10 protein-coding genes and 1 other RNA gene are annotated in these 12398 nt (G+C 65.1%); 1 reads left to right on the top strand and 10 read right to left on the bottom strand.

Annotation, left to right across the window (positions count from 1 at the left end; genetic code table 11):
• Nucleotides 1-183: 183 nt before the first annotated feature.
• The 7 genes from XpruCFBP8353_RS10615 to XpruCFBP8353_RS10590 form a co-directional block, all read right to left on the bottom strand.
• The gene (locus tag XpruCFBP8353_RS10615; RefSeq protein WP_101363218.1) at nucleotides 184-777 is read right to left on the bottom strand and encodes an LOG family protein; all 594 of its coding nucleotides are present in this window, start codon (nucleotides 775-777) and stop codon (nucleotides 184-186) included.
• 55 nt (nucleotides 778-832) lie between these two features.
• The gene (locus XpruCFBP8353_RS23935) at nucleotides 833-1006 is read right to left on the bottom strand and encodes a hypothetical protein (protein WP_165786165.1); all 174 of its coding nucleotides are present in this window, start codon (nucleotides 1004-1006) and stop codon (nucleotides 833-835) included.
• Nucleotides 1007-1085: 79 nt separating this feature from the next.
• A complete protein-coding gene (gene lpdA / locus XpruCFBP8353_RS10610; RefSeq protein WP_101363217.1) occupies nucleotides 1086-2522 on the bottom strand; it encodes a dihydrolipoyl dehydrogenase in 1437 nt (478 codons plus the stop codon).
• Between the two features lie 242 nt (nucleotides 2523-2764).
• Nucleotides 2765-3964, bottom strand: a complete 1200-nt coding sequence (sucB, locus tag XpruCFBP8353_RS10605) for a dihydrolipoyllysine-residue succinyltransferase (RefSeq protein ID WP_101363216.1) — start codon at nucleotides 3962-3964, stop codon at nucleotides 2765-2767.
• Between the two features lie 42 nt (nucleotides 3965-4006).
• Nucleotides 4007-6835: a 2-oxoglutarate dehydrogenase E1 component gene (locus XpruCFBP8353_RS10600; RefSeq protein WP_101363215.1), complete on the bottom strand. Its 2829-nt coding sequence runs from the start codon at nucleotides 6833-6835 to the stop codon at nucleotides 4007-4009.
• Nucleotides 6836-7015: 180 nt separating this feature from the next.
• Nucleotides 7016-7948, bottom strand: coding sequence for a GNAT family N-acetyltransferase (locus XpruCFBP8353_RS10595; RefSeq protein WP_101363214.1), 933 nt, complete (start codon nucleotides 7946-7948; stop codon nucleotides 7016-7018).
• Nucleotides 7945-9402, bottom strand: a complete 1458-nt coding sequence (locus XpruCFBP8353_RS10590) for a ribosomal protein uL16 3-hydroxylase (RefSeq protein ID WP_101363213.1) — start codon at nucleotides 9400-9402, stop codon at nucleotides 7945-7947. Before XpruCFBP8353_RS10590 ends, XpruCFBP8353_RS10595 begins: the two co-directional genes overlap by 4 nt.
• A 341-nt stretch (nucleotides 9403-9743) precedes the next feature.
• Here XpruCFBP8353_RS10590 and XpruCFBP8353_RS10585 point away from each other — a divergent pair, with 341 nt between their 5' ends.
• Nucleotides 9744-10007, top strand: coding sequence for a PDZ domain-containing protein (locus tag XpruCFBP8353_RS10585; RefSeq protein ID WP_243391109.1), 264 nt, complete (start codon nucleotides 9744-9746; stop codon nucleotides 10005-10007).
• A gap of 16 nt (nucleotides 10008-10023) precedes the next feature.
• Here XpruCFBP8353_RS10585 and XpruCFBP8353_RS10580 read toward each other — a convergent pair.
• The 3 genes from XpruCFBP8353_RS10580 to purB form a co-directional block, all read right to left on the bottom strand.
• Nucleotides 10024-10094: non-coding RNA, sX9 sRNA (locus XpruCFBP8353_RS10580), on the bottom strand.
• A gap of 188 nt (nucleotides 10095-10282) precedes the next feature.
• Nucleotides 10283-10780, bottom strand: coding sequence for a DUF3060 domain-containing protein (locus tag XpruCFBP8353_RS10575; RefSeq protein ID WP_101363211.1), 498 nt, complete (start codon nucleotides 10778-10780; stop codon nucleotides 10283-10285).
• Between the two features lie 249 nt (nucleotides 10781-11029).
• Entirely contained in the window at nucleotides 11030-12397 is a 1368-nt protein-coding gene (purB, locus tag XpruCFBP8353_RS10570) for an adenylosuccinate lyase (RefSeq protein WP_101363210.1), read from the bottom strand.
• Between the last annotated feature and the right edge of the window lies 1 nt (nucleotide 12398).

Genomic DNA, 12398 nt, shown 5'->3' with positions numbered 1-12398 from the left:
GTGCGCCGTCGTGCAGCAGCACCTGCGCAGTGGGGTAGCGAGGCTGGGTGACGCGCCCACCGCGGCATCACGCTTGCCGGCACCGCGGCTGCCGCTGGCATCGTGTGCCGGGCAGCCAGGCAGTCGCGCCGTTTCAATGCAGCCTAATCACAGTGAGACGACGTTTGTCTTGGCTGCCTTCGGTTACACCAGGGTGGAGCGGCGCTTCTCGTCGATCCACTTCGACGCCTGCGCCGGGGTGTAGTGCTGCATCCATTCGAGCATCTGCTCGATATCGGCGCCGTACCACAGGTCGGTGCGCTGGTCCGGATGCAGGAAACGCTCTTCGACCATGCGATCGATCATGCCGATCAGCGGTGCGTAGAAACCTTCGATGTCCAGAAACGCGCACGGCTTGTTGCCGATGCCGAGTTGGCGCCAGGTCAGCATTTCGAAGATCTCTTCCATGGTGCCGAAGCCGCCGGGCAGGGCGACGAAGGCATCGGACAGCTCGAACATGCGCATCTTGCGCTCATGCATCGAGCCGACGATTTCCAGGTCGGTCAGGCCGCGGTGGGCCACTTCCCAGTCCGCCAGTTGCTTGGGGATCACGCCAGTGACCTGGCCGCCTGCAGCGAGTACGGCGTTGGCCACCGTGCCCATCAGGCCGACATTGCCACCGCCGTAGACCAGTCGCAGGCCTTGCGCGGCGATGCGCGTGCCCAATGCGGTGGCGCGTTCGGCATAGGCGGGTTTGTTGCCGGCGTTGGAGCCGCAATAGACGCAAATTGATTTCATTGCACGTTTTCCATCGATACGACCGACACGTCGGTCCTTCAGTCGGTGTCCGTTCTTATGTATTGGTGTTGGTTTTGGTGCGCAGCAGCCACAAGGTGCCGAGCGCGACAAACATCACGCCGCATCCGGCAACTGCCAGCTGCCGGCCGATCACGGCCGCGACAAAGAACATCAGGCCGGCGGCGACGAACAGGATGCCGCTAAGCGAGGTGCGTGGTGGAACTGCCATGGCGGGTTCCTTGACTGGGAAACGAAGAAGGCTTCGTCGCGAGACGAAGCCTTCCACAGCGGCTGACCACCGAGGTGGCTCAGTTCGCCTTGTGGATCGCTCGCTTGCTCACCGCCATGGCCGCGTCGTGGATCGCCTCGGACAGGGTCGGGTGGGCATGGCAGATACGTGCCAGGTCGTCGGCGGAACCATTGAATTCCATGGTCAGCACACCTTCGTGCACCAACTCGGAGACGCCCACGCCAACCAGATGCATACCCAGCACACGGTCGGTTTCGGCATCGGCGATCACCTTGACGAAGCCGGCCGGCTCGCCCATGGCCACCGCACGGCCGATCGCCGCGAACGGGAAGCTGCCGGCCTTGTATGCCACGCCCTCGGCCTTGAGCTGCTGCTCGGTCTTGCCGACCCAGGCAATTTCCGGCTCGGTGTAGATGACCCACGGAATGGTGTCGAAATTGACGTGGCCCGGCAGGCCAGCAATCAGCTCGGCCACCGCGATGCCTTCCTCGAAGCCCTTGTGCGCGAGCATCGGGCCGCGCACGCAGTCGCCGATGGCCCACACGCCGTCGACGCCGGTATGGCAATGGCCATCGACCTCGATCTGGCCGCGGTCGGTCACCTTGACGCCGGTGCCGTCAGCCAGCAGGTTCTTGGTGGCGGCCTTGCGGCCCACGGCCACCAGCAGCTTGTCCACGGTCAGGGTCTGCCCGCCGGCGCTGTCGGTGTAGCTGAGCACCACCTGCTTGGCATCGCCGCTGCCGGTGATCTCGGTCTTGCTGACCTTGGCGCCCAGCTTGATATCCAGGCCCTGCTTCTTGAATTCCTTCAGCGCGGTCTTGGCCACTTCGGCATCGGCCAGCGCCAGGAAGTCCGGCAACGCTTCGAGGATGGTGACCTCGGCGCCCAGACGCTTCCACACGCTGCCCAGTTCCAGGCCGATCACGCCCGCGCCGATGACGGCCAGGCGCTTGGGCACGGCGGTGAAGTCCAGGCCGCCGACGTTGTCGACGATGGTGTCGCCGTCGAACTTGGCGAACGGCAGCTCGATCGATTCCGAACCGGCCGCCAGGATCACGTTGGTGCCCTTGAGCTCGATCTCGCCGCCTTCGTGCTGTGCGACCTTGACGATGTTGCCCGGCAGCAGCTGGCCGAAGCCGTAGTACGGAGTGATCTTGTTGGCCTTGAACAGCATCGCGATGCCGCCGGTGAACTGCTTCACGATCTTGTCCTTGCGGCCGATCATGGTGGGCACATCCATCTTGGCGTCGTTGAAGCTGATGCCGTGGTCGCCGAACAGGTGACCCATGTTCCAGAACTGGCGCGAGGAATCCAGCAGCGCCTTGGACGGGATGCAGCCCACGCGCAGGCAGGTACCGCCCAGTGCCGGCTTGCCGTCCTTGCCCAGGGCCGCGTCGATGCAGGCGACCTTCATGCCCAGCTGGGCCGCGCGGATGGCGGCGTGATAACCGGCCGGACCGGCACCGATGACGACGACGTCGTAGTTTTCAGCCATTTCTAAAGTCCTTTGCCTTTCCCTTCTCCCGTTGGGAGAAGGTGGCGCATAGCGCCGGATGAGGGTGCGCTGTGGTCGCCTGTCCGGTATTCCCGATGTAAAGCGAGCCACTGCGAAATGGAGTAAGTGAACAGCCGATCGTTCGGCTTCGTGGCTCGCGGCGGCTCGTTTATCACTGTTGAGCCGGACACGCTTGCCTGCCGCCCCCAACCCCTCTCCCGACGGGAGAGGGGCTGCAAGGCTTACAGACCGAACAACATCCGGCCCGGGTTTTCCAGCTGATTCTTGATGTCGACCAGGAACTGCACCGAGTCCTTGCCGTCGATGATGCGGTGGTCGTAGGACAGCGCCAGATACATCATCGGGGCGATCACGACCTGGCCGTTCTCGGCGATCGGACGCTCCTTGATCGCGTGCATGCCCAGGATGGCGCTCTGCGGCGGGTTGATGATCGGAGTGGACAGCAGCGAGCCGAAGGTGCCGCCGTTGGTGATGGTGAAGGTGCCGCCCTGCAGATCGTCCAGACCCAGCTTGCCGGCGCGGGCCTTGGCGGCGTAGTCGGCGATGCCCTGTTCGACGTCGGCGAACGACTGGCGCTCGACATTACGCAGCACCGGCGTGACCAGGCCCTTGTCGGTGGACACGGCGATCGAGATATCGCTGTAGCCGTGATAGATGATGTCGTCGCCGTCGATCGAGGCATTGACCAGCGGGAAGCGCTGCAGCGCGTTGGCGGCGGCCTTGACGAAGAAGCTCATGAAACCGAGCTTGATGCCGTGCGCCTTCTGGAACTCGTCCTGCAGCTCCTTGCGTGCGGCCGACACCTTGGCGAGGTTGACCTCGTTGAAGGTGGTCAGCATCGCGGTGGAGTTCTTGGACTCCATCAGGCGCTTGGCAATGGTCTTGCGCACGCGGGTCATCGGCACGCGCTCTTCCGGGCGGGCGCCAGAGGCCTTGCCCACGCCGCCGGCCTTGGCGAAGTTGACGATGTCTTCCTTGGTCACCGCGCCACGACGGCCGGTGCCTTCGACCTGCGACGGATCCACGCCCTGGGTGATCGCGGAGAAACGCGCACCCGGCGGCAGCGAATCGGCAGCGGACTTGGACGCAGGCGCCGGTGCAGCGGCGGCAGCCGGCGCCGGAGCTGCAGCAGCAGCCGGTGCGGCGGCCTTCTTCTCTTCAGCCGGTGCAGCCGCAGCCACAGCGCCTTCTTCGATGATCGCCAGGATCTGGTTGCTGGTGACCGTGCTGCCGGCTTCGAACTTGATTTCCTTCAGTACGCCGTCGACCGGCGAAGGAACTTCCAACACGACCTTGTCGGTTTCCAGGTCGACCAGATTCTCGTCGCGCTTGACCGCTTCACCGGCCTTCTTGTGCCAGCTGGCGATGGTGGCGTCGGAAACGGATTCGGGCAGTACCGGAACTTTGACTTCGGTGGCCATTCGGGGAGCGTCCTAGGGTTTTCGTTCTTTGGGGAAGAGGAGTTATTCAGCGACTTGGTCGTTGAACGGATTGAGGAGTGCATCGGCGACCAGCTTCTGCTGTTCGATGATGTGGTCGGCCATGTGGCCGGCGGCAGGCGAGGGCGAACGGGCGCGGCCGGCGTAATGCAGGCTCTGACCGCTGGCCAGGCAGAAGTTGAGGTGGTGGCGGATCTGATACCACGCACCCTGGTTCTGCGGTTCTTCCTGGCACCACACCACATCGGTGGCGTTGGCATAGGCCTTCAATTCGGCGGCCAGCTGCGCACGCGGGAACGGATACAGCTGTTCGATGCGCAGGATGGCGACGTCGTCCTGGCCACGCTTGCTCTGGTCTTCGAGCAAGTCGTAGTAGACCTTGCCCGAGCACAGCACGACGCGCTTGACCTTGGCCGCGTCGGCCTTGGCGTCCGGGATCAGATGCTGGAACTCGCCTTCGGCCAATTCTTCCAGGCTCGATACCGCCAGCTTGTGGCGCAGCAGCGACTTGGGCGTCATCACCACCAGCGGCTTGCGGGTGGTCATGCGCATCTGCCGGCGGATCATGTGGAAGCACTGCGCCGGCGTGGTCGGTACGCACACCAGCATGTTCTCCAGCGCGCACAGCTGCAGGAAGCGCTCCAGGCGCGCGGAGCTGTGCTCCGGGCCTTGCCCTTCGTAACCATGCGGGAGGAACAGCGACAGGCCCGCGATGCGGCCCCACTTGGCTTCGCCGGCGGCGATGAACTGATCGATCACCACCTGCGCGCCATTGGCGAAGTCGCCGAACTGCGCTTCCCAAATGCACAGCGCGTTCGGGTCGGTGGTGGAGTAGCCGTATTCGAAGCCCATCACCGCTTCTTCGCTGAGCAGCGAATCGATCACGGTGGCGTCTTCGGGGTTCTGCACCAGCTGGCGCAACGGCAGGTAGTAATTGTCGGTCTTCTGGTCATGCAGGATCGCGTGACGGTGGAAGAACGTGCCGCGGCCGGCGTCCTGGCCGACCAGGCGCAGCTTGTGGCCTTCGGCCAGCAGCGTGGCGTACGCCAGGTTCTCGGCGAAGCCCCAGTCGCCCAACTGATCGCCGGCGGCCATCTTGACGCGATCTTCGTAGATCTTCGCCACGCGAGCGTGCAGTTCGACGCCTTCGGGGATCGTGGTGATCAGCTTGGCCAGACGGTCCAGCTGCTCGCGCTTGACGCGCGTGTCCACCGGATCGGCAGCGGTTCCGATCAGATACTTGGACCAATCGATGGCAAATTCGTCCGGCTTGCGCTTGGCCAGTTCGGTGGTGTATTCGCCCGAATCCAGCTTGTTGCGGTAGCTGTCCACCAGCGCCTTGGCCTCGTCGGCGCTCAGCACGCCGTCGCTTTCCAGCTTGGCGGCATACAGCTCGCGGGTGGTCTTGTGCTTGCGGATGGTCTGGTACATCACCGGCTGGGTCGCTGCCGGTTCGTCGGCTTCGTTATGGCCCCAACGGCGGTAGCAGACCAGGTCGATGACCACGTCCTTCTTGAACTGCTGGCGGAATTCGTAGGCCAGCTTGGACACGAAGATCACCGCGTCCGGGTCGTCGCCGTTCACGTGGAAGACCGGCGCGCCGATCATCTTGGCCACATCGGTGCAGTACAGCGTGGAGCGGGCGTCGTCGCGGGTGCTGGTGGTGAAGCCGATCTGGTTGTTGATGACGATGTGCACGGTGCCGCCGACCGCGAAACCGCGCGCCTGCGACATCTGGAACAGCTCCATCACCACGCCCTGGCCGGCGAATGCGGCGTCGCCGTGGATCAGGATCGGCAGCACGGTCTTGCGTTCGGCATCGCCGAAGCGTTCCTGACGCGAGCGCACGCTGCCCACCACGACCGGGTCGACGATTTCCAGGTGCGAGGGGTTGAACGCCAGCGCCAGATGCACCTGCTTGTCGGTGCCGACGGCGATGTCGGCCGAGAAACCCATGTGGTACTTGACGTCGCCGGTATGCGCGCGGTCGTCATGGGCGTGCTCGAACTTGCCTTCGAATTCGTCGAACAGTTTGCGCGGGTTCTTGCCCAGCGTATTGACCAGCACGTTGAGGCGGCCGCGGTGGGCCATACCGATCACGATGTCCTTGACCTGATCGTTGCCGGACTGGCGAATGATCGCGTCCATCATCGGAATCAGCGCATCGCCGCCTTCCAGCGAAAAGCGCTTCTGGCCGACGTACTTGGTGTGCAGGTAGCGCTCCAGGCCTTCGGCGGCGGTGAGCCGCTCCAGGGTGCGCTTGCGGCTGGCCGCATCGCCTGCGATCTTGCCGCCGGCATCTTCCAGGCGCTTGTAGATCCACTGGCGCTGGTCGAATTCCTGGATGTGCATGAACTCTGCGCCGATGCTGCTGGCGTAGGTCGCCTTCAGGCGGGCCAGCAGATCCTTGAGCTTCATGCGCGGCTGGCCGCCGACACCGCCGGTGCTGAACTCGCTGTCCATGTCGGCCTGCGACAGGCTGTGGAACGGCAGGTCCAGGTCGGGCGGGTTGACCGGCGGGGTCAGACCCAGCGGGTCGAGCTGCGCGCCGAGGTGGCCGCGCGCACGGTAGGCAGTGATCAGACGGCCGACATTGCGCTCGCGCTCGTCACTGGCGCCAGCACCGGTCCCGGCGTTGGCAGCTTGCTTGGAAGCACTGAGGATGTGGGCGATGGCGGCCGAGTGCGGGACATCACCGGCACTGCGACCTTCGAAACCATCGAAGTAGCTCTTCCACTTCGGATCGACACTGTCCGGGGCGACGAGGTACTGCTCGTACAGATCCTCGATGTAGGCGGCGTTGCCGCCGGCGAGCTGCGATGACTGCGCGAACTGCTTTAGGAGATTATCCACGATGGTAAGTCGGGTCTGCTGTGGGGATGATTGTGCGGAAGCGGCAGGGCGAGATGCCCTATCGGTCGGTCTCAAATCTCCAAAAATTATACCCCCTTGCGCTAGTGAGGGGGCGTCTGCGAGCTGACCGGCAGGGTAGACCAATTGCGCGCACGCCTACGTGCGAGGGGCGCTGCGGCGTCAGATGCCGAGCGCGCGCGGCTCGTTCCAACGTGCGCTGCGCTCCCATATCTGCGCGAATTCGCGCTCCAACTGGCGGCTACGCGCTGCGCCAGACAACCAGGTTTCGCCATCATCGTAGCGATGACCTGTTGGACGAAAGTAGTAGGCGTCGTCGCCGACAACATAGACCGATGCAAAACTTGCATCGACTGGGTCGCTGACCGCGCGGAACCAGAACACGCTGGGCAGGCGCTGTGCCAGCCGCAGCATTGCACTGCTGCCCGCGTTCGCGCTGGCGGGGTCCTGCACCAAGACATGCACGCGCTTGTCGTGGCGGGCGGTGGCGAAACGGCGCAGCGCATCGAGCACGGCGGGGTTGTCGAACAACGGCGGGTCCAGGGCGCGGGTGTAGATCAGCACCTGGCGGCGCGCAGCGTAGAGCAGACCAGTGGTGGCGGCCAGGGCTGCGGTGAGGGTCTCGACGGCCATCGGGCCATCGAGGCGACGATGCACGACGAAGCCGGGCGCCGCGTGTGTCTGGCCCAGGCGCCCGGGTGAGGAGCGTGGGGTGGTGTCGGGCAGAAAGCCCTGGCGCGCGAAGACCGCCTCCGCGTTTGGGCTGGGGCTGGCGTGCAGGCTGGGCCAGCCGTGCTGTCGGGCCGTGTCGACGGCGGCAGCGAGCAGTTGGTCCGCAAATCCGCGGCGGCGCCAGTCGGGTAGAACGCCGAGCCGGTCCAGCCGGCGGTCGGCAGTGAGTCGCACCGAGGCGATCAACTGACCATCCTCGGTGCGCGCTGCCAGATGCAGGCTGAGCGGGTCCAACGCATCCCACGCGGTACCGTTGGTGTCGTCAGCGGTGTCTGTGCTGCAGGCCAGCCGCAGTGCGCGCAGGGCCCCGGCATCGGAAGCCGGGTTCAGAGCGACGATCTGCGGCCTGGCGTGCTGGGTCATGCGGGTTTGATGGTGTCGTCGCTGTGGTCGGAATCGGCGTCGTCTTCGATCTCGGCAACAGCGTCCTGCACGGCATCCAGCGTCTCTGCCGGGTTGCCGGCGTCGTCAGCGACGTGCTCGACATCGGCATCCGCATCGATGGCGTCATCCGCTTCCGGTGCGTCGTCTTCGGCGTCTGCGTCGTCGTGGTCGGAAGACGCGCGCAGGACATGCACGTGTTCGTCGTCGGCGATATCCCCGTCGGCGTCTTCGTGGGCGCGCTGGTAATGGCCCTGTGCCAGCAGCTCTAGCACGACCTCACGGCCACGCGGCGACAACTGCGCGTACAGCGTGCCGTCGATCTCTTCGGCCGCGGCCAGACGGGACGCATCCTTGGCCGACAGCGCGAACTCCAGTCCGCTGCAGAACAGCGTGGCGCCGCGCTTGGCACGCCGCCAGGCCAGACGCGACCAGGGGTGGCGATGCAGCAGCACGCCTTCTTGCAGCGCCTGCTCGACCGCTTCGCGCGGGATGGGTTCTGGCGCCGGCACCACGTCGCCGGAAGCGCGGTAGGTGGTCATGAAACGACCGAACCAGTCGCCCAAGCGATCGGGATCGTTCATGCGCAACGCGTTGAGCGCTGCGACCACGCGGTTCATTGCGGTGACGTCGATCTCGTACGGATCGGCCGGCACCGTGAGGTCTGCGTCGTGATAGCGCACGGCCTCGTCAGCGTCGGCAATCAAGGTGTCCAGGTAATCGCCGATCAGCTCGGCCGAGGACGGTGCGCGGGTGCCGATGGAGAAGGTCAGGCAGGCGTCTTCGGCCACGCCGTGGTGCGGGATCAACGGCGGCAGATACAGCATGTCGCCCGGGCCCAGCACCCAATCGTGGGTCGGTTTGAACGCGCGCAGCAGCTTCAGCTCGACATCGTCGCGGAACGCCAGTGGGGTGGCCTTGCGGCCCTGCGCGGTGCGCGCGTCGATCTGCCAGCGGCGGTGGCCCTGGCCCTGCAGCAGGAAGACGTCGTAATGGTCGACATGCGCGCCCACCGAGCCGCCGGCAGCGGCGAAGCTGATCATGATGTCGTCGATGCGCCAGCGCGGCAGGAAGCGGAACTGCTCCAGCAGGGCGCGCACGTCGGCATCCCATTTGTCCACGTCCTGCACCAGCAAAGTCCAATCATGGTCGGGCAGGCCGGGGAAATCGGTTTCCTGGAATGGGCCGGTGCGCACGTCCCAGCTGTCGGTGGTGCGGTCGTGGCGGATCAGGCGCGCCAGCACGCCGTCTTCGCAGGCCAGTCCGGCCAGGTCTTCCGGCTGCAGTGGCGAGGCGAAGTCCGCGAATGCGTTACGGATCAACAGCGGGTGCTTGTGCCAGTAATTGCGCAGGAAACGCTCGACCGGCATGCCCAGCGGCTGTCCCGGACGGGCCTGGACTTCGATGGCAAGTGGGGTCGCTTTACGTACGGCCATTGCGGGGTCCTTACAAGGTGTAGAAGAGAGTGCGGTGCGCGGCATTGGCGCTGGATGGCCTATTGTCGACTGCCTGAGCCGGATGTGCACCTGTGCCGGGCACGCCGCACGCGCGCTCGTCCGCCGCCGCAGCACGGGTCAGTGTGTCCGATGGCACATGCGTGGTAGCGCCTGCACCGAAACACTGCGGCATCGCAGCCTTGGTGGGCTGCTCCCTATGCTTTGGAAAACTGCTTGCATGCATCGTCTGACGCTGCTGCTGGTGTTGACTGCGACGTTGGGAGTACACGGCGCCGCGCAGGCCGCCGATGACAAGGGGGGGCGGCGGCCTGGGTTTCGCGGTGGAAAGCGAGGGATTTTCGTTCAATCCCACGCTGACCTCGGTCACGATCGATTCGGTGAAGCCGGCCTCGCCCGCAGCCACCGCCGGGCTGCAGGTGGGCGATGCGATCGTGGCCGCACAAGGCATCACGGTGGCTGGAGGCAAGGCCGATGTGTTCAAGCAGGCCGTCAACCGCAAGGTCGGGGAGACCCTGCGTTTGGTGATCGTGCGCGGTGCAGCCAAGCCGCGCGAGGTGACGCTAGTGGCCGCGCGGCGGCCCTGATTGACGTGCCAAGAGCGGCTTAAAAACGCAGCGAGCAGTGGTCAGGTGGGTGCGGGCGGCGCTCAGAACCGCAAGGTACGGGCGGTTTGCGAGGATTCCGAGCCCCGGCTGCGCCAGCCTGGCAGGGACGCAGCCGGTTTGTTCGCCGCGCTAAATCCGCACCGTTTGTAAAAGCATCGCCTGGTGGCGTTGCATGCGGTGCGGCCGTGCAGCGACGTGCATCTGGCTGATCTGGAGCGCGCACGCTAACGCCGTGCGCATCACAACCGCACAGATCACATCACCTTGTTGCCGCTGCCACGGTCGTCCAGTGTGGGTTTGCTGGATGGGTTGACGGTGTTGTCGTTGCCGGAAAACCGCACCTGTTTCACTTCGCGCGCGAGCACAAGATTCTTGTTGCCCTGAATGTCCACGTTATCGACATTGGTGAGATTGAGCGTGTTGTCGTGACCGGTCACGCTGAGCTGGCCAAGTTGCTTGTTGAGCACCGTGAAGTTGTTTCCTTCCACCCGAATGCTGCGCGCGGTATCCAGATTCATTGCGCCACGTGAGGCAGTGATGGTGACCGTGCCGCACTCGCCGTGCAGGATCCATTCGCTGTCATTGCGGGTCAGCCGGACATCCTTGCCGGCGCAGTCAGCGCCGCTGGCCGGATCGGTCAGCGTGGACGAGACCGCCGACAACGCCTGCGCGGCAGGGCCGTCGCCGCCGCATCCGCTCAGTGCAAAGACGCTTGCCAGCGTCAACAGGGACAGTGGGTGAGTGACACGCATCGCCGATCTCCCGAAGAGCAAGGCCGACACGATAGCAGTCCGGCTCGGTTACCCATGTGTAGGCCTGCGCCCGCGGTTCAGGCCGGTCTCGAGACGTGACGCGTGCGACGCGACATGTGTCGCGGCGCAGGTGTCACTGATCCCGACGGTGCTTCATCGGCAGACGGTGACCCCGATGGCCCGGCGCTGATGATCGTCGATGACCTGATCCGCTCCGCAAGCTGACAGGGGGCTTGCGGGCGGGCCAGCTCAGATCGCGCGCGCCAGCTGCTCGGCCAGGCCGGTGTAGGCGCCCGGGGTGAGCGCGCGCAGCCGCTGCTTGTCGTCTTCCGGCAATGGCAGGCTTTCCACGAAGGCCTGCATCGAGGCGGCGGTGATGCCTTGACCTCGGGTCAGGGCCTTGAGTTGTTCGTACGGGTTCGGCAGGCCGTGGCGGCGCATCACCGTCTGCACGGCTTCGGCCAGCACTTCCCAGGCCGCATCCAGATCGGCATCTAGACGCTCGGGGTTGACGGTCAGTTTGCCCAGGCCCTTGGCCAGCGAATCCAGCGCAACCTGGGTGTGGCCGAACGCGGTGCCCAGTGCCCGCAGCACGGTGGAATCGGTGAGGTCGCGCTGCCAGCGGCTGATCGGCAGCTTGGCGGAAAAATGCTCGAACAGCGCGTTGGCGATGCCGAAATTGCCTTCGGCATTTTCGAAATCGATCGGGTTGACCTTATGCGGCATCGTCGACGAGCCGACTTCGCCTTCTTTCAACTTCTGCTTGAAATAGCCCAGCGAGATATAGCCCCAGATGTCGCGTGCCAGGTCGATCAGGATGGTGTTGGCGCGGCGGCTGGCATCGCCGATTTCGGCAACGTTGTCGTGCGGCTCGATCTGGGTGGTGTACGGGTTGAACACCAGGCCCAGGCTCTCCACGAAACGCTGCGCGAATGCGGCCCAGTCCAGCTGCGGATACGACACCAGGTGCGCGTTGTAGTTGCCGACCGCGCCGTTGATCTTGCCGGTCAGTTCCACCGCCGCGATCTGCTTGCGCTGGCGCTCCAGGCGGGCGACCACGTTGGCGATTTCCTTGCCCAGCGTGGTGGGCGAGGCGGTCTGGCCGTGGGTGCGCGAGAGCATCGGCTGGGCGGCCTGGGCGTGGGCGAGCGTGCGCAGCGCAGCGGTGACGCCGTCCAGACTGGGTATCAGCACCTCGCGGCGTGCCTGCTCCAGCATCAGCCCGTAGCTCAGGTTGTTGATGTCTTCGCTGGTGCACGCAAAGTGCACGAATTCCAGCGCCGGAGCCAGCTCGGCGTCGTCCTTGAGCTGCTCCTTGATGAAGTACTCCACCGCCTTGACGTCATGGTTGGTGGTGCGTTCGATTTCCTTGACTCGTGCGGCATGGGCAACGCTGAAATCGTCGGCCAGCGCGCGCAGGCGCTGCGTGGCAGTCGCCGAGAACGGCGCCAGTTCGGCAATGCCCGGCTCGGCGGCCAGTGCCAGCAGCCATTCGATTTCAACCTTGACCCGCGCCTTGATCAGGCCGTATTCGGAGAAGATCGGGCGCAGCGCATCCACTTTGGAGGCGTAGCGGCCGTCGAGCGGGGACAGGGCGAGCAGGGCGGAATCCGACATG

Source organism: Xanthomonas prunicola (assembly GCF_002846205.1).
Taxonomy (GTDB): Bacteria; Pseudomonadota; Gammaproteobacteria; order Xanthomonadales; family Xanthomonadaceae; genus Xanthomonas; species Xanthomonas prunicola.
This window is presented reverse-complemented; position numbering and strand designations above follow the sequence as displayed.

Coding starts and splice junctions, on each gene's coding strand:
- XpruCFBP8353_RS10590 (WP_101363213.1), bottom strand. CDS start 9,402: ATGGCCGTACGTAAAGCGACCCCACTTGCCATCGAAGTCCAGGCCCGT.
- purB (WP_101363210.1), bottom strand. CDS start 12,397: ATGTCGGATTCCGCCCTGCTCGCCCTGTCCCCGCTCGACGGCCGCTAC.
- XpruCFBP8353_RS23935 (WP_165786165.1), bottom strand. CDS start 1,006: ATGGCAGTTCCACCACGCACCTCGCTTAGCGGCATCCTGTTCGTCGCC.
- XpruCFBP8353_RS10595 (WP_101363214.1), bottom strand. CDS start 7,948: ATGACCCAGCACGCCAGGCCGCAGATCGTCGCTCTGAACCCGGCTTCC.
- sucB (WP_101363216.1), bottom strand. CDS start 3,964: ATGGCCACCGAAGTCAAAGTTCCGGTACTGCCCGAATCCGTTTCCGAC.
- XpruCFBP8353_RS10615 (WP_101363218.1), bottom strand. CDS start 777: ATGAAATCAATTTGCGTCTATTGCGGCTCCAACGCCGGCAACAAACCC.
- lpdA (WP_101363217.1), bottom strand. CDS start 2,522: ATGGCTGAAAACTACGACGTCGTCGTCATCGGTGCCGGTCCGGCCGGT.
- XpruCFBP8353_RS10575 (WP_101363211.1), bottom strand. CDS start 10,780: ATGCGTGTCACTCACCCACTGTCCCTGTTGACGCTGGCAAGCGTCTTT.